The following is a 26680-nucleotide window of genomic DNA, read 5'->3' as shown; positions in this document are numbered from 1 at the left end:
TCCACGAACGCCAGCCATCCATGCGGCTCCTAGCCGCCGAAGCTGCCCGTCTGGGTCGGCACATGCACATAGTTGCGGTCGAAATAGAGCAGCGCATGTCCGTCCTTGCGGCTGCGAATATCCATGACTTCACCGATGAAGATATGGTGCGTGCCGACCAGGCGCGCTTCGGTCAGGCGGCAATCGAAGGAGACGATGGCATCGGAAAGCGCCTGGCTGCCGGAACGAAAGTTGATCCATTCCGCCGCGGCATAGCGTTCCTCCATGTCGGCGCGTTGGCCGGCGAAATAGCCGGCCAGTTCCTTGTGCTCCTGCGTCAGGACATTGACGCAGAAGCGACGATTTTCCAGGAAGAGGGAGGTCTGCGCCGAGCGACTGTTCATGCAGACCAGTAGCGTCGGCGGTTCGTCGGTGACGCTGCACATGGCGGTCGCAGTAAAGCCGCCGCGGCCGGCAGGGCCGTTGGTGGTGATGACGTTCACCGGAGCGCAGACCCGAGCCATGGCGTTGCGAAATTCGGTTTTCGAGAGTTGCTCCTCCATGGCAACGTCCTCACTCGGCGGCGTTGCGGGCAGGGGAGGTATCACTCAGCGGCGGCAGCCACGTATCTCCGGTCCAGCCGTTTTCGTCGTAATCGCTCATGCACTGATCGACGAGCGCTTCCATCTCCTTCAACCGGCCACCACGCTCGGCGCCCTTTAGCACCTGCAGGCGAACTTCCTCCGGCGCGCCGGCGTAGTTAAGTTCGTAAAGGGCGTGGCGTCCGCCGAATTCGGTGCCTGTGGCGTCCCAGAGCAGCTTCATGATCTTGATGCGCTCGATATGACCCATGTCGTTGGAACCGCGCACATATTGCGCGAGGTAGCGGTCGATCTCCGGATTGCCGAAGTCCTTGGCCGAGGAAGGCAAGTAGATTAGCCCCGAAGCGATGACCCTGCGTACGGTTTCGATGACGCGCGGATAGGCCTCCGACATGAAGGTGCGGTAGGAGAGCGCGGCTTCCATGTTCGGCAATACAGCGCCATTGGCCCAAGGTTGCGGATTATAGGCCATGGCGTTGGAAAACGACCAGAACATGTGGCGAAGCGCGATGATTTCGCCGAGCGCCGCCTGATTGCCGCGGAAGGCATCGCCGCCGGTCGCGCGCAGCGCCTTGGCGAGCAGTCCGGCAATGAAGTCGAGCTTCACGGCGAAACGCGTGCAGCCTTGGAAGCAGTAACCGTGCATGAAGCCCGAGGCCGGGTGGAAGGAGAGGATCTTTGCCGCGTCGCGCAGCACGAGCACGTCCTCCCAAGGCACGAAGACATTATCAAGCACCAGGATCGCGTCGTTCTCGTCAAAGCGAGAAGACAGCGGATAGTCGAAGGGATGTCCCACAGTATTGGCGGTCTGCTCGTAGGAGACGCGGCAGAACATCTTGATCCCGGGCGCATTCATCGGAACGATGAACATAACTGACAGAGACGGGTCTTCCGTGACGGTCGCCGAGCTCTGGGCAAGGAAATTATAGTGAGTCAACGCCGAAGACGTCGCTACGACCTTGGCACCGGAAACGTAGATGCCGGCATCGGTTTCCTTGGTGATGTGGACGAAAACGTCCTTAACGGCATCGGCAGGCTTGTGACGGTCGATCGGCGGATTGACGATCGCGTGGTTCATGAAGAGCACGGATTCCTGCGCCCGCTTATGCCAGGAAAGCGCATTGTCCTTGAATGGACCGTACCAGTCGGCATTGGCGCCGAGTGTGTTCATGAGGGCCGCTTTGTAATCGGCGGTGCGACCCATCCAGCCATAGGACATGCGGGCCCAATCGGCAATGGCGCCTTGCTGGGCGACAAGCTCGGCTGAGGATTTTGCCACCCGGAAGTATTTGTGGGTATAGCCGCCTGAACCGGTATCGGTCGGGGATGTCAGACGATCCTTGGTCTTTTCGTCGTGCAGCGCGTCGTACATGCGGGCGAGCGAGCGGACGGAATTGCGCATGGCTGGATGAGCAGTCACATCGGCGATGCGCTCGCCATTGATATAGACTTCGCGGCCGTCGCGCAGGCTTTCCAGATATTCGGTGCCGGTAAATGGGCGGGTCTTGTCGCTGCGGTGATCTTCAGCTCGCATCTCGTATTCCTCCCTTGAGATCATGAGCAATGCTACGTCCGGCGCGCCGGTCCGGCCATGGACAAAGGGGGCAATTCGCTGGTACTTTTTCCGGCATGTCGCAGAAGAACGAGATTCCGAATTTCTTTGTCTATGGCGTGCCGAGCCGGGCGCTCGATGTCGGATTCCTGCATGTGGAAACGGTCATGGACCGAAAAACGCTGCATTTCGGGCATGTGGCGCCGCACAAACATCCGCTGATGGGCCAAATCACCTATTGGTACAAGGGGGGCGGGCGCTACCGGGTCGAGGACCGAACTTGGAATTTTTCCGCTCCGACGATCAGCTTCGTGCCGAGCAACATCATTCACGGATTCGAGGTCGACGATCAATCTGACGCCATCGTCGTCTCTATATCGGACGACACGTTGAAGGCGTTGGCACCCCAGGTGGATCTCAGCCTCGATGTGCCGACCTTTCTGACGGCGCGGCCGGACGATCCTTCCTGGCAAAAGATCGAAACGCTGCTGCAAATGGTCAGCGCCGAGTATCGCGAGCGCGGCGGCCTGAGCGAAAAGGTCATGCTGGGGCTGATCGGCGTCGTGCTGTCGCTGATGAACAGGCTCGGCGGCAACGCGGCATTTCCATCGGCTTCGCCGACCGTGGCGCTGGCGCTCGCGCTGCGCAGCGCCATCGACCGGCATTACAAGAGCGATTGGCCGGTCGGCAACTATGTCGACCTGCTCGCCACGACGCCGCATCTGCTCGATAAGGCGGCGCGCGAGGTGTTCGGGCACAGCGTCAAGGAGATGCTTTTGGACCGGCGGCTGCTGGAAGCCAAGCGTCTGCTGATGTTCACCATCCGCTCCGTCGAGGATATCGGCCGCGAGGTGGGCTTTGAAGATCCCGCCTATTTCTCACGCTTTTTCCGCAAACGGGTGGGGGAGGCGCCGGCGGCCTGGCGGCGCCGGAATTTGGAGCGGGAGCCATCGGGTAACCATGCGGCGTAATAAGGGCCGGTCGTTGCGACGTGTTCGACCTATCTTGATCGATCAGCTTCGCCGATAGCGGGCACGAAACTCGCGGGGTGTGCAATTTTCGCGCTCATGGAATAGCCGAGAGAAGTAGAACGGATCATCGAATCCGACTTTTGAGGCGATGATCTCGATCTTGTCGTCCGTCATCGTCAGCAACTCCTTGGCGCGGTCCATGCGCACACGAAGCTGAAAGCCCTTCGGCGGTAGCCCGACTTCCGCCGTGACTTTTCGGCGCAGTGTAGCGGGCGACATGCCGTATTCGGCTGCAAAAGCTGCCATGTCGAGGGCTTCTGTTGCTCTTTGGCGAAGCGCCTCGATTATTTCGCCGATATCCGAGCCTTGCTGAGGGGAGGGAGTGGCCTGGCTCGCCTGCCGCGCAGCCAGAATGACGATCTGATGAAGAGCGGAGGCGGCAGCGGCTCTCGACAGGTTGGTATCCTCGATGAGATCGTCTTGGATCGTGCCGAAGAGACGCTGCACGCTGTCGAGATTACGCAGGGTAATGAGCGGATTCTGCTCGCTGATGAGGCGAAGGCGCAGAAAGTCGCGCACGAGAGAGCCTTCGAAAAGCGCCCATCGCTCGCTCCAGCCTTGCGCATCGGGACCGTAAGAGTGCTGGCGGTTCGGGAAGAGCCAGAAGACCGCCGGGCCCTTCACGCTTCTGCGGTCGCCGGCATCCGTTTCGAGAAAGCCCTGGCCGCTCTCGACGAGAACCACCGCATAGTTCGGCAGCTTCCGCGCGGTTACAGCATGCATGGCGTGCTGCCTGCCGCTGCCAGTGATCGACAGTCCTCCGGCGGCTGCAAGTGGTGAGCGGTAGATGGCATGTGTTGCCGGTTTCACGGTGAGCGAAAAGTCCAGTATCACTTTCGTCCATGTAGTGAACCATCGCTGGCAGCTAGATTCAATGGGCAATCAATTCAAACCATAGGCGAGTGAAATGTCGATTCCCATGCAGAGCATTCTCTCCGACAAGAGTGTACTCAACCTTGTTGCCAATGGAAAGGTTCTCTCCACTGCGTCCCATCGGCTCGGTTATCTCACCCCGACCGATCCGAGCATCGGTGTCGAGGCAGTCCGCCGGCTTTACGAGGAGAACGGCTATGTGTGGCTCAAGGGGTTTCTGCCGCGCAAGGACGTGATCGATTTTCGCGGCTGGGTCTTCGGTCACATGGCGAAGACTGGGCTGATCGAGGCGGGAACGGACCCGAGGCATGGAATATCGTCTGCTTTAGCGCCGGAATGCCGGGATGTCGATCGTTGCCTGATGTCGCTCGTGCGCTCGGTCGCCTATGAGGGCTTTTGCGCCCAGCCGCGCCTTTCGCGCTTCATGGACGAATTCCTCTCGGGCATCTCTTATCTGCATAAGCGCAAGATCATGCGCCACGTCCGGCCGGGAACGACGACGGCGACACCAGCCCACTACGATCTGGTCTATCTTCGCGGCGGCACCAGCCGGATCGTCACGGCCTGGATACCGATCGGCGATATCCCCGTCGAAATGGGCGGGCTGACCTATTTGGAAGGATCGCATGTCATCGGTGCCCGGATGGAGCGCGAGTTCAGCGAAAAGAACAAGGATCTCAGTCCTGAGGAACGCGTTAGCGCCTATAATCGAAACATGACGGAGGGTGGCTGGGTCTCGAAGGATCTGCCCGACATGGCGGAACGCTTCAATACGCGCTGGCTGGTCGCCGACTATGAGGCAGGCGACGTCATGCTCCATTCACCATTCATGATCCACGCCTCGACCACCAACCAGGACGGGCAGCGCAGACTGCGCCTTTCCACAGATATTCGCTATCAGAATGTCGAGGACGAGATCGATGCGCGATGGAACAATCACTGGACGCTCGGCGACATGCTGTGATTCAGGTTTGATCCTGTTGTAGGCTCGTTCGAAGCGTGCTCCAATTGTCATCCTTTAGCACGCGTTCGATTTCCTCGACACGATCACGACGGCGCTTGAGCCGTTTGCCGATGCGGCCAAACCAGCGTTTGCGCTTGGTCGCCTCGCGGCTTGCCTGTAGCTGCTCGATGAAGACTTCGCCGACAGACCCATTTTCGACCCGGTCGAATATCCAGCAGAAGGAGGCAGGCAATTTCGCCACCTTGAATTGCGGCTTCGCGCTTGCCGCATCCTCGGTGATGATTTCCTCCAGAACGACCTGATCCCACACGTCGGGCTTGGCAAGGCATCCTTCCCGCCAGCGCTCGATGAGTTGCGCCGCGCCAGGCGTATCGTTGATAAGAATGGTCGCGCTGATAAGGCGCTCATCGCCTTCATAATAGACGGCAATGTCGCATTCGAGTTTACGAAGCTCCGGCCAGGGATTGCGGTGGAAGACGGCGTCGACGTCGACGTAGAGCAAAGGCCCGCGCAGCCTTGCTCTTTCCTGAAGCAGGAAACCCGGTTTCAGCCCGGCATTCAATACCCAGCTGCCGGCGCTGGGCACTGCCGTTGCATAGACCTTCAGCCCGATCCGCTCGGCCGAATGGGCCATACGCTCCTTTTCCTGTTCGTAAAAACTGCCCTCAGTGAAAAACGCCACAATCGGGCCGTCGGCGCTGGTGGTCGTGGATTTGCGTTCGGCCAGATCCTGTTTTGCCGGGAAGGGGACAATCAATGCGCGTTGCTGCGGGCTCCACGGGCGAATTTTATTGAGGATATTCAAGAAGGCACCTTCGGGGGTTTATGAGCTTCAATCGAATATCCGCCACCACGAAGCGTTGCGGACAAGATTGAGAGTTTGGATGAATGGAGCATTTAGTCTGGCCAATTTCGGAAACGTCACACCGGTGACGTCCGTACCGGATTGGCAAACCGTTTGATCTTCGCTAATCGATTGTCATGTCCGATAATGTCATCAAGTTTGAACGTCGTCCGAAGCCGAAACCGCCGAGACAAACGCCTCCCTGGCTCAAGCGTTTGTTGGCGATCCTGGCCGTCATTGCGTTTTTCGTAGCAGCCTTTGCTTATTTCACGCTGAAGAGCGGCGCAGCCGGCCCAACATTCTGAGCAGTTCAAGACCGCTCCCCTTGCTTTTCGTAGAAAGCCGTTGAGCCTGGACACAGTTCATCTCGGCAAGATTTTCTTTTGCTGGAAATGAAGGTGTTTATCTAGATATTTCAATTATTTAACGGAAATACTTTATGTCCCCGCAGCTTGGTTGCGGGTGGAAGTTGATCCTCGCGTTTCTATATTTCAGGGATGTTCATGGTCTGACAAACAGGAAGAGGAGCAGGACATGACATTGACCTCGCAAGACGTCACCGCCGTACTCGGCCCTGTCGACGAGACCCTTATCGCCGATATCGTTGCGACAGGCGCAACGCCGACGGACCTGTCCGAGGCATGGGCTTGGGTCAACAGCGATGAGGCTTTGATCGGCGAGGGCCGCCATCTGCCGGCCGGTAAGGTCGCTGCGCTGGTGGAGCTGCTTTCCGCCGACGACGAGGAATGGGAAGAGTAGCAATTGGCGTTTTCAAGGCCCGATGCTAGCCATGCCGCCACCTATATGCGGCATGGCTGCAGGCTCTAATATTCTTAAAGCTCGACCTTCGCATTGTCACCCATGTCGGGTCTCGAATTCGAGACTGCAGCCGCCGCCATCTTGATGTAGCTGATGATGCTGCCGGGGCTATCCCAGTATTCGGCGAAAACAGGCGTTACCTTCAAAACGCGGATCGAGGGATCGTCGGCACTGTCCCACCACGCTCTGGCGCCTGTGGACCAGAGATCCTTGACGCGTTCGCGGTCGTTGCCGACTTCAGCTGTCCCGGATATCGAAACATATTTTTGACCCCGGGTGTCGGCGAAGGCGAGGCAGACATTCGGCCAGCGCGCGATCTCCTCATCCTTGTGGCCCGCGACATCCGTCAGGAAATAGATCGCGTTTTCGATCGGTTCGGGATGAGCGGCCATCGGCCGAGCGCGCAGGCTTCCGGATATTTGCGTGGTCAGCATGCAAAAGCCGATCTTGTCGACCAGCTCCCAAACGCGGGCGTTGTCGTCGGTGTCCGTCATGGCTGTCTCCTGGTTTCGATTGCAAAGAGAGGGAGTTGAGCTGAGATCATCCGATGAAGGGGCCTACGGCTGTTCGCGAGTGCCCGGTGCGGCTTCACGCTGGTCCGCATCGTCGAGGTCGCTCTTCACGACGAAGGCGTCGCCATGCTGGCGGACGGCTTCTTTTTCCGCTTCGATATTAGGCACGTCGTCAGGAGCGCGCTCTTTGACGTGTTCCGACGCCGCATCGATCTCACCTTTGGTCTGGTCGGCGGGAACCGATCCGGCGCGATTGCGGGTCGCGTCATGCTCGGTCTTCGCGTTGCCATTGTCGCGTCGCATGTCTGTCATTTCGCTCATCCTGTTCGTCTGGTCCGCGAAGTCTCGCGTCATTTTTGAAAATGGCGCGGCAGAGAGCCTTCCGTGGTGCGGGGGCGATCGGCCATGTCGGTCAAACCGCGCGGCGCGCTCATTGTTCCGTACTCGCGAGGCAAACACCGATTTCCTTTGTCGATGGAAGCCGGAAGGTTGGGCGGAATGGAACCTTGAACCCGAATTTGCGTCTTCCTAAGTGAGTGGCAGCCGAGGCTTTATGAGCTCGGTCACAATCACGTCTGTCAGGAGTGACCAAAATGGAAGAAAGAACAAAAACCATCGAAGAACTCAGCGTCGAAGAGCGCGAGGAAATTCTCATCGATGTTGCGAAGACGTTGGAAGGCAATGCACGCGAGGCCCTCGTCGAAGGCAACAAGCAATTCGCCATTCTTTCCACCAATATGGCCGAAGCGATCCGCGTCAATGCAGATGAGCTTGCCCGCGACGATCCGGAAAATGCCGAACGGCTTTTGCAACAGGCTGTCGCAATGATCTCGCAGTTCAATGCTACTCATCCTTACCGATTGGTCAGTACGGCTGTTCACTAAGGGGCCTCACGCCTCATTTCACGTTTCGACAACACGACCCGGAGGATTTCGATGTCAGAACTTATTGTGCTTGGTTTCGATGATGCAGACAAAGCGGACGCTGTCCTGAACCGGCTCGTTCAGCTCGAAAAAGAATATCTGATCGATCTGGAGGATGCCGTCATCGCCGTTCGTGATGAATCCGGAAAGGTTCGTCTGAAACAGAGTGTCAATCTCACGGCGGCAGGCGCCGCAAGCGGTGGTCTTTCGGGCGCTCTCTGGGGTTCGCTCGTTGGTCTGCTTTTCCTCAATCCTCTTGCTGGGCTCGTCGTCGGCGGTGCAATCGGTGCCGGCTCCGGCGCTCTTGCCGGATCGATGGCCGATTACGGTATCGACGACGATCTTATGAAGCGTCTGGCCGAAACCATTCCGGCGAAGAGTTCCGCGCTTTTCCTCCTGATCCGCAAGGTTCAACCGGAAAAGGTGCTTGCCGAATTCAAGGGCGAGCATGCGCGGCTGCTGCGCACCTCGCTGTCGCCCGAGCAGGAGGCGCGGCTGCGCCAGGTGCTTGTCGACGAGACCTCACCGACGTCCGAGGCTTCCGCCACCGTCTGAACGTAAATCCGATCTCTACTCCTGTTGTCGGCGGAGGCCGTGCTTTCGTCCAGGAAGCACGGTGGCTCAAGGATTGAACGGCGCGCTCGCATTACCTGCGCGCCTTCCCTAATCGCGCAAATACTGCCATTGTAGGTCATGCGGTCATTCACTAGCGGCAGCAGGGAGAGGGCAAGCCCCGGACGGCCATTGTCAGCACACGTTTCCAGGCGAAAACTTGCGCGATGACCGATCCTGTAATTCGTCAAAGCCAGCCGCCGTCAAAACCCAAGACATCGCTGATTCAGACCAAACGCGCGGCGCTGCAGGCGCTAAGGGTTATGATCGCGTGCACGATCACCTATGCCATTTCACAGCATCTTCATCTCCAGCAGGGCTATTGGGCCGTCTTCACGGTACTGATCGTCATGCAGGCGTCGGTGGGCGCGACCGCCGGAGCGGCTTTCGACCGGCTGGTTGCGACAGTCGCTGGCGCCGTGCTCGGAGGTATTGCGGTATTCGTCACGCCGCAGCAGCCGCTTGCGATTGGCATTGCCCTGATCTGCGTCGTCGGCGTTTCAAGTTTCGTGGCGGTGCGCGTGCCTCGTCTGCGCAATGCCGGACTGACGGCCGCGATCGTCATGCTGACACATTCCGCCGCCGTTCCCGTCGAGATTTTCGTGATCGATCGCATCGCCGAAATTACCCTGGGCGGTGTCGTCGGCGTGCTCGCCAGCCTGTTCATCCTGCCGACGCGCTCGCGGACCATGGTTTTGGATCGCTTCGGGTCGGCACTCGATGTCATGGCGCAGATCTTGCGAAGGCTCGCAGCCGGCGTCGAAAAGGGGGAGCCGGTATCGGCCACCGAGGCAAATATCGCCCTGCGTCAGTCCTTGATGGCGACAGAAGCGCTTTTGAGCGACGCGCAGCGCGAGCGCGCCTTCTGGCTGACACGACAGGGAATTTCGGAGGCCATTCCCCGTTCGCTCTGGCGCATCCGCAACGACATGACCTATCTCAGCCACATCGTGGAAACACCTTTCCCGCCGGCGATTGTCGAGGCGATCGGGCCGCAGGCAGGCGGAATGCTGGAGGCACAGGCCCGTTTTGCGGAGGCATGCGGCCGGGCGTTGCGTGCCGGTGGCGAAATCGATCCGGATGTGCTTTCGGCAGGCGACGCGGCTTTCGACGCCGCGTTCAGCACTCTTCAGACTTCCGAGGCTGCCCAATCGATGGGATTTAGCGAAACGGGCCGGTTGTTCGGTCTCGATTTCACATTGCGACGCATGCGCCAGAATTTTCTCGATCTCGCCGACCGCATCCGCGAAAGCAACGTCAATTGAAAGGCTCCAGCCTGTTTTTGGCCAGTCCCAAGTCTCTGCGTTGGGTGCGATGGTCGACATCCATCAACATGGAAATCTGATTGAGGCTGTCGAAGCAGTTGACGCAATTTTAACCGAGGATACTATATATAGTGTTCGAGGTTCTTCTGATTCGCAAGGATTGGAGGCTAAGATGGGAATCCGGTCGGCGAGCATGACGATTGCCAAGCCGGAGCTGCCCCCGCAACTGTGAGCGGCGAGCATTCGTTTGATGACGTCACTGAGGCCTTGTGTCTTGGGAAGACAGGACGAATGTTATGACCCGCGAGCCAGGAGACCTGCCTTGAGCAACAACGTCCACGGGCGGGGTGTCCGACTGGCGAGCGATGGTTCATGCGGCAGGATCGCCGTCATCGCTTCCTTGAAGACCCCGCATGAATAACTTCGGGGTGAAGTCCATGTTATTGAGTATTCATAGTCGCCCGCGCGAATGACGGCCGCTGAAATGCGTCCGGCCGCCGGCTAGCCTTACGTCCACTTTTCACCCGCCGAGCGGGCATCATCCGATGCCCGAGCGATTTTCTGTGCCCATCCATACGAGGATACCTCATGAGCATTACCGTCTACAGCAAACCCGCCTGTGTCCAGTGCACGGCAACCACCCGCGCGCTTGATCGCCAAGGCATCGACTACACCATCGTCGACGTATCGACCGATGCCGCCGCCTATGAGCTGGTGCAAGGTCTCGGCTATCGTCAGGTTCCGGTTGTTGTCGCCGGTAAACTGCATTGGGCCGGCTTCCGTCCCGACATGATCAGCACCCTCGCTTAAGGATCCGGGCCGTGGGCGAGATCGTCTATTTCTCCAGCCGGTCGGAAAATACCCATCGCTTCGTTGTCAAGCTCGCATTGCCGGCTGCTCGTATCCCGCTTGCCGCGGGCGACGAGTTTCGTGCGACCTCGCCCTACGTCCTGATCGTCCCGACCTATTGCGGCGAAGGCGGCAAGGGGGCCGTGCCCAAGCAGGTGATCCGCTTCCTCAACGATGCGGGCAACCGTTCGAACATCCGCGGGGTCATCGCCGCGGGCAACAGCAACTTCGGCGCGACCTATGGGATCGCCGGCGACATCATCTCTGCCAAATGCCAGGTACCGTATCTCTATCGGTTCGAACTTCTGGGCACAGATGAGGATGTCGCCAATGTCAGACACGGATTGGAACGATTTTGGACACGCTAAGCTCTTCTTTGTCGCGAGATGCCGGCGAAAAAACGCAGAGCACTTTTCCTGCTCCCGCGAATGACCGCCCGGCAAAGGCCCCGGAGACGGCGTTGGATTATCACGCCCTGAACGCCATGCTGAACCTCTATGACGAGCACGGAAAAATCCAGCTCGACAAGGATCGCATGGCGGCGAAGCAATACTTCCTGCAGCACGTTAACCAGAACACGGTCTTTTTCCATAACCTTAGGGAAAAGCTCGATTATCTGGTGACGGAAGGTTATTATGAGCAGGAGGTGCTCGACCAATATTCCTTCAATTTCGTGCGCGATCTCTTCGATCACGCCTATGCGAAGAAGTTCCGTTTCCCGACTTTCCTCGGCGCCTTCAAATACTACACCAGCTACACGCTGAAGACCTTCGACGGAAAACGTTATCTCGAGCGTTATGAAGACCGCATCTGCATGGTCGCGCTGACGCTGGCGCAGGGCAGCGAGCAACTTGCCCGCGATCTGGTCGACGAGATCATCTCCGGCCGGTTCCAGCCGGCAACGCCGACCTTCCTCAATGCCGGCAAGAAGCAGCGCGGAGAGCTGGTCTCCTGCTTCCTGCTGCGTGTCGAAGACAATATGGAATCGATTGGCCGCGCCATTAACTCGGCTCTGCAGCTTTCGAAACGCGGCGGAGGCGTGGCGCTATCGCTCACCAACATCCGTGAGGCCGGTGCGCCGATCAAGCACATCGAGAACCAGTCGTCCGGCATCATTCCCGTCATGAAGCTGCTGGAAGACTCCTTCTCCTACGCCAACCAGCTTGGGGCGCGGCAAGGGGCGGGCGCCGTCTACCTGAACGCTCACCATCCCGACATCATGCGCTTCCTCGATACCAAGCGCGAAAATGCCGACGAGAAGATCCGCATCAAGACGCTGTCGCTCGGCGTGGTCATTCCCGACATCACCTTCGAGCTCGCGAAGAACAACGAGGACATGTATCTCTTCTCGCCCTATGATGTGGAGCGCGTCTACGGCGTGCCGTTTACCGAGATTTCGGTGACGGAGAAGTATCGCGAGATGGTGGGCGACAGCCGCATCCGCAAGAAGAAGATCAAGGCGCGCGAATTCTTCCAGGTGATCGCCGAAATCCAGTTCGAGAGCGGCTACCCCTACATCATGTTCGAAGACACGGTGAACCGCGCCAATCCAGTTGCCGGCCGCATCACCATGAGCAATCTCTGCTCGGAAATCCTGCAAGTCAGCGAAGCTAGTGAATACAACGACGATCTGTCCTACAAGCATATGGGCAAGGACATCTCCTGCAATCTCGGCTCGCTCAACATCGCAGCCGCGATGGACAGCCCGGATTTCGGCAAGACGATCGAAATGTCGATCCGCGCGCTGACGGCTGTCTCCGACATGAGCCATATCTCCTCCGTACCCTCGATCGAAAAGGGCAATGACGAGAGCCATGCCATCGGTCTCGGCCAGATGAACCTGCACGGCTATCTCGCCCGCGAGCGCATTTTCTACGGTTCGGAAGAGGGCGTCGATTTCACCAATATCTATTTCTATACGGTGACCTACCACGCCATTCGCGGCTCGAACCTGCTTGCGGTCGAGCGAGGCCAGAGCTTCAAGGGCTTCGAGAATTCGAAATACGCCTCCGGCGAATATTTCGACAAATATACGAACCAGGAATGGAAGCCTGCGACCGAGCGTGTCGCGGAAATCTTCGAAAAGGCCGGCATTGCCGTTCCGACCCAGGAAGATTGGCTGGAACTCAAGAAAGCCGTGATGGAAGGCGGGCTCTATAACCAGAACCTGCAGGCCGTGCCGCCGACGGGCTCGATCTCCTATATCAACCACTCGACCTCTTCGATCCACCCGATCGTCTCCAAGATCGAGATCCGCAAGGAAGGCAAGATTGGCCGCGTCTACTACCCGGCTGCCTTTATGACGAACGACAATCTCGATTACTACCAGGACGCCTACGAAATCGGTCCGGAAAAGATCATCGACACCTATGCGGCCGCGACCCAGCATGTCGACCAGGGCTTGTCGCTCACGCTGTTCTTCCGCGACACCGCGACCACACGCGATATCAACAAGGCGCAGATCTATGCCTGGAAGAAGGGCATCAAAACCATATACTACATCCGGCTTCGCCAGATGGCGCTCGAAGGCACGCAGGTTCAGGGCTGCGTTTCCTGCACGCTCTGAACCTTTGAGGGACGATGACAATGAACATGCAATTCAAGCCGGCAAGCCGCGTTCGCGCCATTAACTGGAACCGCATTGAAGACGATAAGGATCTCGAAGTCTGGAACCGCCTGACTGGTAATTTCTGGCTGCCGGAAAAGGTGCCGCTGTCGAATGATATCCAGTCCTGGGCCACGCTGAAGCCGGAGGAGCAGCAGCTCACCATCCGCGTCTTCACCGGCCTCACGCTGCTCGACACGATCCAGAACGGCGTCGGCGCCGTAAAGCTGATGGCTGATGCCGCCACCCCGCATGAAGAAGCGGTGCTGTCGAATATCTCTTTCATGGAAGCGGTGCATGCACGCTCCTATTCGTCGATCTTTTCGACGCTCTGCCTGACGCCCGATGTCGATGATGCCTATCGCTGGTCGGAGGAGAACGAATTCCTACAGAAGAAGGCTACGCTGATCATCGAGCAATATGCCTCCGGCGATCCCTTGAAGAAGAAAGTCGCGAGCGTCTTCCTTGAGAGCTTCCTGTTTTATTCCGGCTTCTATCTGCCGATGTTCTGGTCGAGCCGCGCCAAGCTCACCAACACCGCCGATATGATCCGCCTCATCATCCGCGACGAAGCCGTGCATGGCTACTACATCGGCTACAAATTCCAGCGTGGGATTGAGCGGCTTTCGGACGGGCAACGCCAGGAGATCAAGGACTTTGCGTTCGATCTTCTGCTGGAGCTTTATGACAACGAGGCCAAATATACCGAAGCGCTCTATGACGGCGTCGGGCTAACAGAAGACGTCAAGAAGTTCCTGCATTACAACGCCAACAAGGCGCTGATGAACCTCGGCTATGAGGCGCTCTTCCCGGCCGAGGCCTGCAAGGTCAACCCGGCGATCCTCTCGGCGCTTTCCCCGAATGCGGACGAGAACCATGACTTCTTCTCGGGATCGGGCTCGTCCTATGTGATCGGCAAGGCGGTCGCCACAGAGGATGAGGATTGGAATTTCTGAGGATGGAGCTTGGCGCAGCTTAGGCAGTTCGAGCCAGTACTTTCGAACCGCCTCACGACGAAGCGGCGCTTGCGTTCGTATGAAACGGCAAATGACCGGCCCTAGCGGATAGGGTCGGTCATGAGCCTACGGGCCTTCGGCCAGAGCAGCGATTATTTGTTGAGCGCATCCTTCAGCGCCTTTGCAGGCGTGAAGGTCAGCTTCTTCGATGCTGCAACCTTGATGGTTGCGCCCGTTCCCGGGTTGCGCGCTTCGCGCTCCGGCGTATCCTTGACCTTGAACTTACCAAAACCCGGAATGGAGGTTTCGGCGCCGGAGGTCGCGGCTCCGGTGATGGCGGCAAAGACGGCTTCGACGATTGCCTTGCCCTGTGCCTTGGTCAGCTTGTGATCTGCGGCAATCTTGTCTGCAATTTCATTGGTAGTGGTCATGAGGCTTCCCCCGCATTGATAACGGCGGAATCATTTCCATTGGAGATGCCAGTTGTCACGAGGACTTCTGACATGAAAGGGCGAGAAAGCCTGCATTTCCACAGGTTCCGACGCATTGACGCCATTTTGGAGGTTTTCCGCGGGTGATTTTCCAGGCGAAGACCTGATCATGCAGCCGATAGACAGCGACAAACGGGTATCCGCAGAAGCCTGCGAATCTCCGAAAATGGACGAACCGTGGAGCAACGGCGCATCTTTTCACCATATGGACACCCGCTACGGCGGCGCGATCGGGGTGGCCTTTCGCTGGTTGGCTCTATAGAGGCTTGCTCACGATGGATGAATGGAACAAGCAATGGAACACGAGATCAAGATAGACAACCGCGGCGATTTCGGGCTGTGGGCAATCGAGGTCGCAAAGCAGATCATCAGCAATGAGGGCTTTGAACTGGCAAGAGCAGCGCGGGACGGCACGGACGACGATGTCCGCGCGGCCGGCAACGCACTTGGCCAGGCGATCACCAACGCAATGATGGAAATCTATGATGGCCTGATCGATAGAGCGGATGAAGATTAGGGTTGTCTTAGATCGTTGCTTCCGAGCACCCGCATATGGATAGCTTGGTTTGGTTGAAGTCCAAAAGTTTCGCCAACTTAAAATCGCAGCCTTACAATCACGAACAGGCATCCCCATATCAGGGGCAAATTCGTCTTTCTGCCCTATGACAGGAGAGCCAATGTTCAGTGCAATACCGCGTTTCGCCAAGATCGCAGCCATCGTCGTCCTTGCCGCCGCGTCGTCCGTGGCGACCTTTGATGCCGCCGATGCGCGTCGCGCTGGATCCAGCGGCTTCGGAAGCCGTGGAATGCGCACCTTCGATACCCCGGCCATTACGAGGACAGCGCCCACGCAGGCCGCACCCATTGACCGGACGATGACGCAGCGTCCGCAGCAGCAGACGACGACGCAGCCGCCGCTTGGCGCGCCGCAGCGTCCGGGCCTTTTCGGCGGCTTCGGCGGATCGATGATCGGTGGCTTGATCGCCGGCGGTCTTCTCGGCATGCTGCTCGGCCATGGTTTCGGCGGCGGCATCGGCTTTCTCGGAATGCTGCTGCAGATCGGCCTGATCGTGCTGCTCATCAGCTTTGCGATGCGCTTCTTCGCAAACCGGCAGCGCACGCAATATGCAGCACCCGGATCTGGGTCGTCCTACAATATGAACCCGATGAATAATGCCGGCGCATCGCCGCGTCCTTCCTTCTCCATTCCGTCCATCGGCGGTGGGGCAGCGGCCGCGCAGAAGGTGCGCCAAGCCAATGACGAGATCGGGCTGCAGCAGGCCGATCTCGATCGTTTCGAGCACCTTCTCACCGAAATCCAAACGGCCTATGGCGCCGAGGATTATGCGGCGATCCGTCGGCTAACCACGCCGGAGGCGATGTCTTATCTGGCCGAGGAGCTCGGTGAGAACGCTACCAATGGCGTGCGTAACAGCGTTTCCGATGTGCGCCTGCTGCAGGGTGATATCGCCGAGGCCTGGCGTGAGGAAGATGCCGAGTACGCAACGCTTGCAATGCGCTACTCGAGCATCGACGCGATGGTCGATCGCACGACCGGAAAGCTTGTGGATGGCGACGACCGCAATCCTTCCGAGACGACGGAACTCTGGACCTTCGTGCGCAAGCCGGGTTCGGACTGGAAGCTTTCGGCGATCCAGGGAACAGGCCAGCATTAATCTTGAACTGACCCCAGTTGGAGATTGCCCCGAGCGGAACCCGGGGCAATCGGCTGATCCGGCACCGGCATGAGCCCCTCCAAGGCAGGGCTTGGCTTTTATCAAGCCTTATTTCGGTTGCGGCGCCGTCTCAAGGCCATTCGTTTTTTCGAAACGCTCCAACGCCATTGTGAGACGGCTTTCAGCAGAGTGCTTTGGTGCTTGCTGGAGCGTCTAGCGCACCGGCTATGGAGCGGCTAAGGGCACCATTGAGTGCTATAGTGCGGATGGGAGCAGCACAGTAGCGCAAGAATCAAATCTTATGCTTGGAGGACGCGAATGAGGGCAGTCCGTTTGGAAGCGATCGGCGATATGACCATGCGCATGGTCGAGAAGCCGAGCGCCGAACCGGGAGAGATCATCGTCCGGGTTCTCGCCGCCGGCATCTGTGGGTCCGACCGGCACATGTACAAGGGCGAATATCCGACAGCGATCCCGGTGACCCTGGGTCACGAGTTCTGCGGCCTCGTGGAAGAGGTGGGTGAGGGTGTTTCGTCATTTGTAGGCGGAGAACTCGTTACGGTCGATCCGAATATTACCTGCGGTACCTGCCCTGCCTGCCGGCGTGGGCGGTCGAATCTCTGCGCCAACCTCACGGCTATCGGCGTGACGCGGGATGGCGGCTTTGCCGACTATGTTGCGGTTCCCTGCGGCCAGGCGTTCACGCTGCCTCCGGATCTCGATCCCGTCCATGGCGCTTTCTGCGAGCCGCTGGCCTGCTGCATCCATGCCATCGACAAGGCACAAATCCGTCCGGGCGATAGCGTTGCCATATTGGGCGGCGGCGTCATCGGCCTGCTCATGGTCCAACTGGCCCGTTTGGCCGGCGCAGACCAGATTATCCTTGTCACGAGACAGCTGTCGCGGCGCGAGGCGGCGTTGCGCCTGGGAGCGACGCTGGCCCTCGACCCGACGGCGATCGATGCGGTTGCTGCCGTCAAGGACGCTACCCATGGCGGCGTTGACGTCATCATAGAATGCGCCGGCGTTCCCGAAACGCTTCAAAGCGGCGTTCGGATGGCGCGGCGCGGCGGTGCTTTCGTCCTCTTCGGTGTAACGCCGGCAGGCCTCGAAGTGCCCATTCTGCCGTTTGATCTGCTCGTCAATGAGGTTGAGATCAGGCCGGCCTATCTCAATCCCTTCACCCACGCTCGCGCCGCCGCCATGGTGGCAAGCGGGATTCTGGAACTGGATTCGCTTGTTACGAAGACGATCGGCCTTGAAGACGTGGCAGGCGTGATTGGAAGCGCGCCGCTGGCCGGCGAAATCAAGGTCATAGTCCGTCCCTGAACGCCGCTGTTTTCGGCGAGGTTGCAGACAAGGTCTATTAGCCGCGTTGGAACAAATCCCGCTCGATTGCAGGGCAGGGATGCCGAAGTGGACTCCGATCGCCGTCAGCGCCAAAATCCAGCTATATTAGACGTTTTTCATGTGCTATCATGCAATCATGGAGGGTGGTCGATCTTGAGGAATGCGCCGGATTCTTCGAGTGAGTTCGGCAATACAGGCAGGGCATCTGCCTCGCGTATGAGCAGACTTTCAGCCCATCATCATTCGCACTGGCATTTATAAGATTTTTATATCTTCCGCTTTCCCGCCGTCTCGAACCTTAATGCGGTTCGGTCGCATATTGTGTTCGGAAGATGCACCCCAAGTGCTCTTTTGGTCGGCAGGAAAAAGAGGCGCTCCGAGCAAGGGCGCTCTCCGTCATTTCTGCATTCAACAATAACAATCAAGGAATCGCGATCGATGATGGACATTCTTCTTGTCGGGATCGGCGTTTTATTCTTCCTCCTTTGCGTCGCTTACACCAAGGCCTGCGACAGCCTCTAGTCGGAGAGACGGCAATGCTTCTCGATTACATTCTCGGTGGCGGCGTGACGATCTTTCTCACCGTCTACTTGGTCTATGCTCTCATTCGCCCCGAGCGCTTCTAACGGCGCTGGATAGGGAAAGTTACCTCCATGACCTTCAACGGATGGCTTCAGATCCTCATTTACATCGGGATCCTTCTCCTGCTCGTCAAACCGCTCGGCGGTTACATGACACGTGTCTTTACCGGCGAGCGCACCTTCCTCTCTTTCGTCCTCCGTCCTGTGGAACGGGGGCTTTATCGTTTGGCCGGCACGGATGAGCGCGAAGAGCAGCACTGGACGACCTATTCGGTCTCCATGCTGCTGTTTAGCCTTGCCAGCTTCCTCGCGCTCTACGCGCTGCAGCGCCTGCAGGGCAGCTTGCCGTATAACCCGGCCGGCATGACCGCTGTCGGACCTGAACTATCCTTCAATACGGCGGCCAGCTTCGTCACCAACACCAATTGGCAGAACTATGGCGGCGAAAGCACGATGTCCTATCTCGTGCAGATGGCCGGCCTGACGGTGCAGAACTTCGTTTCCGCGGCAACCGGCATCGCCATCGCCATCGCGCTGATCCGTGCATTTGCGCGTGCCTCCGGCAAGGCGATCGGCAACTTCTGGGTCGATATGATCCGCGCGACCCTCTATGTCCTCTTGCCGATCTGCATCGTGCTGACGATTGCTTTCGTCTACCTTGGCGTCCCGCAAACGCTCGGTCCCTATGTCAATGCCACGACGCTTGAAGGCGCACAGCAGACGATTGCTGTCGGTCCCGTCGCTTCGCAGCTCGCCATCAAGATGCTCGGCACGAATGGCGGCGGCTTCTTCAACGCCAACTCGGCGCATCCCTTCGAAAATCCCGACGCCGTCTCCAACCTTATCCAGATGCTGGCGATCTTCTCCATCGGCGCGGCACTCACCAACGTCTTCGGCCGTATGGTCGGCAGCCAGCGTCAGGGCTGGGCGATCCTGGCTGCGATGGGCACGCTGTTCATCGCCGGCGTGATTGTCACCTATTGGGCTGAAGCGGCTGGCAACCCGCTTGTTCATGCACTCGGTGTCCAGGGTGGCAATATGGAAGGCAAGGAAGTCCGCTTCGGGATTGCCGCCTCGTCGCTCTTCGCGGTCATCACGACCGCTGCATCCTGCGGCGCGGTCAACGGCATGCTCGACAGCTTCACGGCGATCGGCGGCCTGATCCCCCTCATCAACCTGCAGCTCGGCGAAGTCATCGTCGGCGGCGTCGGCGCCGGTTTCTACGGCATCCTGATGTTCGTCGTCATCGCCATCTTCGTTGCAGGCCTGATGGTCGGGCGCACGCCGGAATATCTCGGCAAGAAGATCGAGGCCAAGGAAGTGAAGATGGCAATGCTTGCCGTGCTTTGCCTGCCCGCCGGCATGCTGATCTTCACGGCGATCTCCGCGGTATTGCCCTCCGCCGTTGCCTCGATCGCCAATGCCGGCCCGCACGGCTTCTCGGAAATCCTCTATGCCTACAGCTCGGCCGCGGCAAATAACGGCTCGGCCTTCGCCGGCCTGACCGGCAATACCCCTTGGTACAATATCACGCTCGGTATCGTCATGCTGATCGGCCGCTTCCTGGTCATCGTTCCTGCCCTTGCGATTGCCGGTTCCCTGATCAGCAAGAAGACGGTTCCTGCCTCGGCCGGCACCTTCCCGACGGATGGTCCGCTCTTCGTCGGCCTGCTCGTCGGCACGATCCTGATCGTCGGTGGCCTGACCTTCTTCCCGGCGCTGGCGCTCGGACCGATCGTCGAACATCTGTCGATGATTGCAGGCCAGACCTTCTAAGGAATGACGGTTATGAGCCAACCGCTTCTAGGCAAGCTTAGAAAAGCCATCGATCCACGCCCCTTCGACAGGGGGCGTGGCCCGGTCGGAACAGCCTGCGCGTCCGATGCCATTTTGCTGGCAATGGCCGCACTGTTCCTCGGCCTTGTCGTCTTCGGATTTTTGATCGGCTGATCGGCAGCGTTCCGATCTGACGTTTTCCTCTTCACGCTGGAGCCTCTTATGAGCCAGTTAAAATCAGCGAGTATTCTGGATTCTCGCATCCTCGTTCCGGCGATCGGCGCTTCGTTCACGAAGTTGAATCCGCGCACCCTCGCCAAGAACCCCGTCATGTTCGTCGTTGCCGTCGTGTCGATGCTGACGACCGTTCTCTTCCTGCGCGACCTTATCACCGGCGGCGGCAATCTCGCCTTCTCGCTGCAGATCAATATCTGGCTTTGGTTCACGGTATTGTTCGCCAACTTCGCCGAAGCCGTCGCCGAAGGCCGCGGCAAGGCGCAAGCGGACTCGCTGCGCAAGTCGCGCACGGAGACCCAGGCGAAGCTGCTCGTCGGCAACAGCCGCACCGATTACAAGATGGTGCCCGGCACCAGCCTCAAGGTCGGTGATGTCGTTCTGGTCGAGGCCGGCGATATCATCCCCTCGGACGGTGAGGTCATCGAAGGCGTCGCTTCCGTCAATGAAGCTGCGATCACCGGTGAATCCGCACCCGTCATCCGTGAATCGGGCGGCGACCGCTCGGCTGTGACAGGCGGCACGCAGGTCCTGTCGGACGAGATTCGCGTCCGCATCACGGCGGCAGCCGGCTCGACCTTCATCGACCGTATGATCGCGCTGGTCGAAGGCGCCGAGCGTCAGAAGACGCCGAACGAAATCGCGCTCAACATCCTGCTGGCCGGCATGACGCTGATCTTCGTTCTCGCGACCGTCACCATCCCGAGCTTTGCCGCCTATGCCGGCGGTTCGATACAGACGGTCGTGCTCGTCGCCCTCTTCGTGACCCTGATCCCGACCACCATCGGCGCGCTACTGTCGGCGATCGGTATTGCCGGCATGGACCGCCTGGTGCGCTTCAACGTGCTTGCCATGTCCGGCCGCGCCGTCGAAGCCGCCGGCGACGTCGATACGCTGCTCCTCGACAAGACCGGCACGATCACGCTTGGCAACCGTCAGGCAACCGCCTTCCGTCCGGTCCGGGGGATCAGCGAGCAGGATCTCGCCGATGCCGCACAGCTCGCCTCGCTTGCCGACGAGACGCCTGAGGGACGCTCGATCGTCGTGCTCGCCAAGGAGAAATATGCGATCCGCGGCCGCGACATGACGAGCCTGAAGGCGACCTTCGTTCCCTTCACTGCACAGACCCGCATGAGCGGCGTGGACCTCGATGGCTCCTCGATCCGCAAGGGCGCTGTGGATGCCATCGTCGCCTATGTCGAAGGTGCAGCCAATGGTACGACGGAAGGCTCGGCGGTCATGTCCCGCACATCGAGCGAAATGCTGCGTGAGCTGCAAGGAATCGCCGACGAGATCGGCAAGGCCGGTGGCACGCCGCTTGCCGTTGCCCGTGACGGCCGTCTGCTCGGCGTTATTCATCTGAAAGACATCGTCAAGGGCGGCATCCGCGAACGCTTTGCGGAACTGCGCCGCATGGGCATCCGCACCGTGATGATCACCGGCGACAATCCGTTGACGGCTGCCGCCATTGCCGCCGAAGCCGGTGTTGACGATTTCCTCGCCCAGGCGACGCCTGAAATGAAGCTGGCGCTGATGCGTCAGGAACAGGCGCAGGGCAAGCTGGTCGCCATGTGCGGTGACGGCACAAACGACGCGCCGGCACTTGCCCAGGCCGATGTCGGCGTTGCCATGAACACCGGTACGGTCGCCGCCCGCGAAGCCGGCAACATGGTCGATCTCGACAGCGACCCGACGAAGCTCATCGAGATCGTCGAGATCGGCAAGCAGCTGCTGATGACACGCGGCGCACTGACGACCTTCTCCATCGCCAACGATATCGCTAAGTATTTCGCCATCATCCCGGCGATGTTCATTGCCTTCTATCCGCAGCTGAAGATGCTGAACGTCATGGGGCTGGCAACGCCGCAAAGCGCCATCCTCTCGGCGATCATCTTCAACGCGCTCATCATCGTCGCACTGATCCCGCTGTCACTGAAGGGTGTCCGCTACCGGCCGATCGGCGCCGGCGCGCTGCTCAGCCGCAACCTGCTGATCTACGGCCTCGGCGGCATCATCGTTCCCTTCATCGGCATCAAGGCCATCGATATGGCGATCACCGCCATCGGCCTTGTCTAAGGAGTTTCTCTCATGTTGAAACAAATCAGACCTGCGATCGTCATGATCGTCGCCACGACCGTCCTGACCGGCCTTGCCTATCCGCTTGCCATGACCGGTGTCGCCCAGGCGCTCTTTCCTCATCAGGCCAATGGCAGCCTGGTGGAGAAGGATGGCAAGGTGATCGGCTCCAGCCTTATCGGCCAGAATTTTACGGCGGATAAGTATTTCCACGGTCGTCCCTCGGCCACGACCGGCGCCGATCCGAATGACCCGACCAAATCGGTTTCCGCACCCTATAATGCCGCCAATTCCGGTGGTTCCAATCTCGGTCCGACCAATTCGGCTCTGATGACACGCATCAAGGGCGATGCCGCAACGCTGCAGGCCCAGAATCCGAACGCGCCGGTTCCGATCGACATGGTGACGACATCGGGTAGCGGTCTCGATCCGGACATCTCGCCTGAGGATGCCTATTTCCAGGTGCCGCGCGTCGCCAAGGCCCGCAGTATGGATGAGGCTAAGGTCAAGTCGCTTGTCGATGCGGCCATCGAGCCGCGTGAACTCGGCGTTCTCGGCGAACCTGTGGTCAATGTGCTGGCATTGAACCAGGCGCTCGATGCTTCTATGACTCAATGAGTTGAAGAGGTTGAGGCGGTTAGCGCCGTCTCAACCTTATCAGGAAAGACGACCCGCGAATGGCAGATGAAAGCCGCGACATGTTGAGCAGGCCTTCTCCCGATGCGCTTCTCGAAAAGGCGCGGGCGGAAACACGCGGACGGCTGAAGATATTCTTGGGAGCGGCACCAGGCGTCGGTAAGACCTATGAGATGCTGATGTCAGGCAGGGCGAAGATCGCCGACGGCGTCGATGTTGTGATCGGCGTTGTCGAGACCCATGGCCGCCGTGAGACACAGGCTTTGCTCGACGGATTCGAGATCGTTCCGCGCGTCAATGTCGAATACAAGGGCAGGGCGCTAGAGGAGATGGATCTCGATGCCATCCTCAAGCGTCGTCCCGAACTGGTGCTCGTCGACGAACTCGCCCATACCAACGCGCATGGCAGCCGGCATCCCAAACGTTATCTCGATGTGAAGGAGCTTCTCGACCGTGGGATCGATGTCTATACGACGTTGAATATCCAGCACGTCGAAAGCCTGAATGACGTCGTTTCGCAGATCACACGCATCCGCGTGCGCGAAACGGTGCCGGATTCAATCATCGACATGGCCGATGATGTCGAGATCATAGATCTGACGCCTGATGATCTCATCAAGCGGCTGCACGACGGCAAGGTCTATGTCTCGAAGACCGCAGAACGGGCGCTGACCAATTATTTCACGCCGGGCAACCTGACGGCGTTGCGCGAACTGGCGCTGCGACGCACAGCCCAGCGCGTCGACGACCAGCTCCTGACCCACATGCAGGCGCACGCGATCCAAGGCCCCTGGGCTGCCGGCGAGCGTGTGCTCGTTTCCATCGATCATCACCCGCGCTCGGCGTCGTTGGTCCGATATGCCGCCCGCATGGCCGCGCGTCTGCGGGCCCCCTGGGCAGCCGTCTATGTCGAGACCAACCGCTCGATCAGTTTGAGCGAGGCGCAGCGCGACACGATTGCCGCGACGCTCAGGCTCGCCGAACAGCTCGGCGGTGAAGCTATCACGCTTCCGGGCCGCGAGGTGGCGGAGGAACTGCTTCGCCATTCGGCGAGCAACAATGTCACCCACATCGTCATCGGTTCGCCGAAAATCGGCTCCTGGCGCGATTGGTCTCGCCGCTCAGTTTCCTATGATCTCATCCGCAGGGCTGGGGACATCAGCGTCCATGTCATTTCCGGCAGCGAAGCGGATGGCGAGGCTGCAAGGCGGGGTGTCAAAGTGGCGCCTTCGCCGCCGCCTTTCCAGCTGCGTGGTTATGTCCTGGCAACACTCTATGTCGCCATCGCGCTCGGTTTCTGCGTCATCCTCGATCAGGTGCTGGATGTGCGAAATCTGGCGCTCGTCTTCCTGATGGCGGTCCTGGCAAGCGCCGTGACCCAAGGTCTGCGTCCGGCGCTCTATTCCTGTATTCTCGGCGCGCTTGCTTTCAACTTCTTCTTCCTGCCGCCGCGCTACACACTGACGATCAGCGATCCGGAAAGCGTGCTCGCCTTCTTCTTCTTCCTCGGTGTCGCGGTGATCGCGAGTAACCTGACGGCGACGGTGCAGCGCCAGGCGGCGGCGGCGCGACAGCGGGCGCGAACGACGGAAGACCTCTATCTTTTCTCCAAGAAACTCGCCGGCACCGGCACGCTCGATGATGTTCTCTGGGCGACTGCCTTTCAGCTGGCCTCGATGCTGAAGCTGCGTGTCGTGCTGCTTCTGCCGGAACATGGCACCATCGCCGTCAGGGCCGGCTATCCGCCTGACGATACGCTCGATGATGCCGATATTGCCGCGGCGCGCTGGGCATGGGAGCACAATCACGCCGCTGGCCGTGGCGCAGATACGCTACCGGGTGCCAAACGCCTTTACGTTCCACTCCGCACCGGCCGCACCGCCGTCGGCGTCATCGGCCTCGATAGCGACCGGCGCGACGGCCCGCTCTTGACGCCGGAGCAACAGCGGCTGCTCGACGCGCTCGCCGATCAGGCGGCTCTTGCCATCGAGCGCGTACAGCTGGTTGCCGATGTCGATCGGGCGAAGCTTGCCGTCGAGGCGGACCGGCTGCGCTCGGCATTGCTGACGTCCATTTCTCATGATTTGAAGACGCCGCTGGCTGCCATCCTTGGGGCGGCAGGCACCTTGCGCGATTATCTGGAAACCCTGCCGCATGAAGATCGCGTCGATCTCCTCTCGACCGTCATCGACGAATCCGAGCGCCTCAACCGCTTCATCGCCAATCTTCTCGATATGACCAAGATCGAGTCCGGTGCGATGGAGCCGAATTATGCCCTGCATTATGCCGGCGATATCGTCGGCAGCGCGCTGCGGCGGGCGGAAAAAATCCTGACGCATCACCGTGTCGACGTGCAGATGCCCGTCGATCTGCCGATGGTGAAGGTCGATCCGGTGCTGTTCGAGCAGGTGCTGTTCAACCTGCTCGACAATGCCGCCAAATATGCGCCGGAAGGATCGGCCATTCGGCTGGAGGCCTGGTCCGATATCGACAACATCGTCTTCCGGATAATGGACGAAGGACCGGGTATTCCGCCCACCGACCTCGAGCGCGTCTTCGATACATTCTACCGCGTACGCAAGGGCGATCAGGTGCGCGCCGGAACCGGTCTTGGCCTGTCCATCTGCCGCGGTTTCATCGAGGCGATGGGCGGCACGATTGCCGCCGGTAACAGAACGGATCGGCAGGGAGCGGTCTTCACCATCCGCCTGCCGAAACCAACAGATGTTCCGAAGCTGGATGACTTGAAATGAACACTACTGCCGTCAAGATTCTCGTTGTCGATGATGAGCCGCCGATCCGCAAGTTGCTGCGCGTCGGTCTTGGTGCTCAGGGCTACGTCGTCAACGAGGCACAGAGCGCCGCATCGGCTCGGGTATCGGTCGCCGAGGATCAACCCGATCTGATCGTGCTCGATCTCGGCTTGCCCGACAAATCCGGCCAGGACCTGCTTTTGGAATGGCGTGAGGATGGGGTGCAGATTCCGGTGGTCATTCTGTCGAGCCGCACCGATGAAGCTGGTATCGTCAAGGCGCTCGAGAGCGGCGCCGATGATTATGTGACCAAGCCTTTCGGCGTCAACGAGCTTGCTGCCCGTATCCGTGTGGCGCTGCGCCATCGCCTGCAGCAGCAGGGTGAAAAGGCGATTTTCCAGACCGGCGGCCTTTCCATCGATCTCGTCAAGCGCATCGTCAAGGTCGATGGTAGGGAGATCAAGCTGTCGCCGAAGGAATACGACATCCTGCGCGTGCTTGCCCAGCATGCCGGCAAAGTCCTGACGCATCAGTTCCTGCTGAAGCAGATCTGGGGGCCGGCGGCCGATGTGCAGTATCTGCGCGTCTATGTGCGGCAGCTCCGGCAGAAGATCGAAGAAATCCCGGATCAGCCACGCTATATCACCACCGAAACAGGCGTCGGCTATCGGCTGCGCGAGCCGGATTGAGGCGGCGGAGATTTCGAGCCCATTATCGAGGC

At 59.4% G+C, this 26680-nt stretch carries 27 protein-coding genes and 1 riboswitch; of the genes, 20 read left to right on the top strand and 7 right to left on the bottom strand.

Annotation, left to right across the window (positions count from 1 at the left end; translation table 11 throughout):
* Positions 1–29: 29 nt before the first annotated feature.
* Complete coding sequence (locus FHT73_RS19755) at positions 30–542, bottom strand: flavin reductase (protein WP_112603936.1); 513 nt, start codon at positions 540–542, stop codon at positions 30–32.
* A 10-nt stretch (positions 543–552) separates the two neighbouring features.
* Positions 553–2115, bottom strand: a complete 1563-nt coding sequence (locus FHT73_RS19750; protein WP_112603934.1) for a 4-hydroxyphenylacetate 3-hydroxylase N-terminal domain-containing protein — start codon at positions 2113–2115, stop codon at positions 553–555.
* Positions 2116–2210: 95 nt separating this feature from the next.
* Here FHT73_RS19750 and FHT73_RS19745 point away from each other — a divergent pair, with 95 nt between their 5' ends.
* Positions 2211–3104 (top strand): helix-turn-helix domain-containing protein, encoded by an 894-nt coding sequence (locus FHT73_RS19745; RefSeq protein WP_112603932.1) that lies wholly within the window; start codon positions 2211–2213, stop codon positions 3102–3104.
* Positions 3105–3146: 42 nt separating this feature from the next.
* On the opposite strand, the gene FHT73_RS19740 is transcribed toward FHT73_RS19745, so the two are convergent.
* Positions 3147–3974 carry an AraC family transcriptional regulator gene (locus FHT73_RS19740; RefSeq protein WP_348648145.1) on the bottom strand — a complete coding sequence of 276 codons (828 nt, stop codon included), beginning with the start codon at positions 3972–3974 and terminating at the stop codon, positions 3147–3149.
* 97 nt (positions 3975–4071) lie between these two features.
* On the opposite strand from FHT73_RS19740, the gene FHT73_RS19735 reads away from it, so the two are divergent.
* On the top strand, positions 4072–5001 hold the full coding sequence (locus tag FHT73_RS19735; RefSeq protein ID WP_246712157.1) for a phytanoyl-CoA dioxygenase family protein: 930 nt from the start codon (positions 4072–4074) through the stop codon (positions 4999–5001).
* Between the two features lies 1 nt (position 5002).
* Here the strand turns inward: FHT73_RS19735 and FHT73_RS19730 are convergent, their stop codons facing one another.
* The gene (locus FHT73_RS19730) at positions 5003–5806 is read right to left on the bottom strand and encodes a putative nucleotide-diphospho-sugar transferase (RefSeq protein ID WP_112603928.1); all 804 of its coding nucleotides are present in this window, start codon (positions 5804–5806) and stop codon (positions 5003–5005) included.
* A 573-nt stretch (positions 5807–6379) separates the two neighbouring features.
* Between FHT73_RS19730 and FHT73_RS19725 the strand changes: the two genes are divergently transcribed.
* Positions 6380–6604 (top strand): hypothetical protein, encoded by a 225-nt coding sequence (locus FHT73_RS19725; protein ID WP_112337328.1) that lies wholly within the window; start codon positions 6380–6382, stop codon positions 6602–6604.
* A 74-nt stretch (positions 6605–6678) separates the two neighbouring features.
* On the opposite strand, the gene FHT73_RS19720 is transcribed toward FHT73_RS19725, so the two are convergent.
* Positions 6679–7158, bottom strand: a complete 480-nt coding sequence (locus FHT73_RS19720) for a pyridoxamine 5'-phosphate oxidase family protein (RefSeq protein ID WP_112603926.1) — start codon at positions 7156–7158, stop codon at positions 6679–6681.
* Between the two features lie 63 nt (positions 7159–7221).
* The gene (locus FHT73_RS19715; RefSeq protein WP_246712158.1) at positions 7222–7488 is read right to left on the bottom strand and encodes a hypothetical protein; all 267 of its coding nucleotides are present in this window, start codon (positions 7486–7488) and stop codon (positions 7222–7224) included.
* 281 nt (positions 7489–7769) lie between these two features.
* On the opposite strand from FHT73_RS19715, the gene FHT73_RS19710 reads away from it, so the two are divergent.
* The 7 genes from FHT73_RS19710 to nrdF all read left to right on the top strand — a co-directional run bounded on the left by FHT73_RS19710 (position 7770) and on the right by nrdF (position 14386).
* Positions 7770–8060 (top strand): hypothetical protein, encoded by a 291-nt coding sequence (locus FHT73_RS19710; RefSeq protein ID WP_112603924.1) that lies wholly within the window; start codon positions 7770–7772, stop codon positions 8058–8060.
* 51 nt (positions 8061–8111) lie between these two features.
* The gene (locus FHT73_RS19705; protein WP_112603922.1) at positions 8112–8654 is read left to right on the top strand and encodes a DUF1269 domain-containing protein; all 543 of its coding nucleotides are present in this window, start codon (positions 8112–8114) and stop codon (positions 8652–8654) included.
* Positions 8655–8878: 224 nt separating this feature from the next.
* A complete protein-coding gene (locus tag FHT73_RS19700) occupies positions 8879–9976 on the top strand; it encodes an FUSC family protein (protein ID WP_112603920.1) in 1098 nt (365 codons plus the stop codon).
* A 121-nt stretch (positions 9977–10097) separates the two neighbouring features.
* Positions 10098–10316: riboswitch (cobalamin riboswitch) on the top strand.
* 248 nt (positions 10317–10564) lie between these two features.
* Positions 10565–10786 (top strand): glutaredoxin-like protein NrdH, encoded by a 222-nt coding sequence (nrdH, locus tag FHT73_RS19695; protein ID WP_112603918.1) that lies wholly within the window; start codon positions 10565–10567, stop codon positions 10784–10786.
* 11 nt (positions 10787–10797) lie between these two features.
* Positions 10798–11193, top strand: a complete 396-nt coding sequence (gene nrdI / locus FHT73_RS19690) for a class Ib ribonucleoside-diphosphate reductase assembly flavoprotein NrdI (protein ID WP_112398515.1) — start codon at positions 10798–10800, stop codon at positions 11191–11193.
* Positions 11181–13391: a class 1b ribonucleoside-diphosphate reductase subunit alpha gene (nrdE, locus tag FHT73_RS19685; protein ID WP_183714065.1), complete on the top strand. Its 2211-nt coding sequence runs from the start codon at positions 11181–11183 to the stop codon at positions 13389–13391. The genes nrdI and nrdE overlap by 13 nt, the downstream gene beginning before the upstream one ends.
* Before the next feature lie 20 nt (positions 13392–13411).
* The gene (gene nrdF / locus FHT73_RS19680) at positions 13412–14386 is read left to right on the top strand and encodes a class 1b ribonucleoside-diphosphate reductase subunit beta (protein WP_183714062.1); all 975 of its coding nucleotides are present in this window, start codon (positions 13412–13414) and stop codon (positions 14384–14386) included.
* A 152-nt stretch (positions 14387–14538) separates the two neighbouring features.
* On the opposite strand, the gene FHT73_RS19675 is transcribed toward nrdF, so the two are convergent.
* Entirely contained in the window at positions 14539–14817 is a 279-nt protein-coding gene (locus FHT73_RS19675) for an HU family DNA-binding protein (RefSeq protein WP_015342821.1), read from the bottom strand.
* Between the two features lie 355 nt (positions 14818–15172).
* On the opposite strand from FHT73_RS19675, the gene FHT73_RS19670 reads away from it, so the two are divergent.
* From FHT73_RS19670 to FHT73_RS19625, 10 genes are all read left to right on the top strand, one after another.
* The gene (locus FHT73_RS19670; protein ID WP_183714059.1) at positions 15173–15394 is read left to right on the top strand and encodes a hypothetical protein; all 222 of its coding nucleotides are present in this window, start codon (positions 15173–15175) and stop codon (positions 15392–15394) included.
* 160 nt (positions 15395–15554) lie between these two features.
* Positions 15555–16553, top strand: coding sequence for a Tim44 domain-containing protein (locus FHT73_RS19665; protein ID WP_183714056.1), 999 nt, complete (start codon positions 15555–15557; stop codon positions 16551–16553).
* 318 nt (positions 16554–16871) lie between these two features.
* Positions 16872–17882: a zinc-dependent alcohol dehydrogenase family protein gene (locus FHT73_RS19660; protein ID WP_112603904.1), complete on the top strand. Its 1011-nt coding sequence runs from the start codon at positions 16872–16874 to the stop codon at positions 17880–17882.
* A gap of 557 nt (positions 17883–18439) precedes the next feature.
* Positions 18440–18529, top strand: coding sequence for a K(+)-transporting ATPase subunit F (gene kdpF, locus FHT73_RS19655; RefSeq protein ID WP_041678183.1), 90 nt, complete (start codon positions 18440–18442; stop codon positions 18527–18529).
* Positions 18530–18556: 27 nt separating this feature from the next.
* A complete protein-coding gene (gene kdpA / locus FHT73_RS19650; protein ID WP_112603902.1) occupies positions 18557–20260 on the top strand; it encodes a potassium-transporting ATPase subunit KdpA in 1704 nt (567 codons plus the stop codon).
* Positions 20261–20272: 12 nt separating this feature from the next.
* Positions 20273–20434 (top strand): hypothetical protein, encoded by a 162-nt coding sequence (locus FHT73_RS19645; RefSeq protein WP_162707999.1) that lies wholly within the window; start codon positions 20273–20275, stop codon positions 20432–20434.
* A gap of 48 nt (positions 20435–20482) precedes the next feature.
* Positions 20483–22570: a potassium-transporting ATPase subunit KdpB gene (gene kdpB / locus FHT73_RS19640; RefSeq protein WP_112603900.1), complete on the top strand. Its 2088-nt coding sequence runs from the start codon at positions 20483–20485 to the stop codon at positions 22568–22570.
* Between the two features lie 12 nt (positions 22571–22582).
* Positions 22583–23188 carry a K(+)-transporting ATPase subunit C gene (locus FHT73_RS19635; protein WP_112337313.1) on the top strand — a complete coding sequence of 202 codons (606 nt, stop codon included), beginning with the start codon at positions 22583–22585 and terminating at the stop codon, positions 23186–23188.
* A 59-nt stretch (positions 23189–23247) separates the two neighbouring features.
* The gene (locus tag FHT73_RS19630; protein WP_183714053.1) at positions 23248–25959 is read left to right on the top strand and encodes a sensor histidine kinase KdpD; all 2712 of its coding nucleotides are present in this window, start codon (positions 23248–23250) and stop codon (positions 25957–25959) included.
* Positions 25956–26648, top strand: coding sequence for a response regulator transcription factor (locus tag FHT73_RS19625; protein WP_015342832.1), 693 nt, complete (start codon positions 25956–25958; stop codon positions 26646–26648). The genes FHT73_RS19630 and FHT73_RS19625 overlap by 4 nt, the downstream gene beginning before the upstream one ends.
* The last annotated feature ends 32 nt before the right edge of the window (positions 26649–26680 follow it).

The organism is Rhizobium sp. BK098 (assembly GCF_014193155.1).
Classification (GTDB): domain Bacteria; phylum Pseudomonadota; class Alphaproteobacteria; order Rhizobiales; family Rhizobiaceae; genus Rhizobium.
This window is presented reverse-complemented; position numbering and strand designations above follow the sequence as displayed.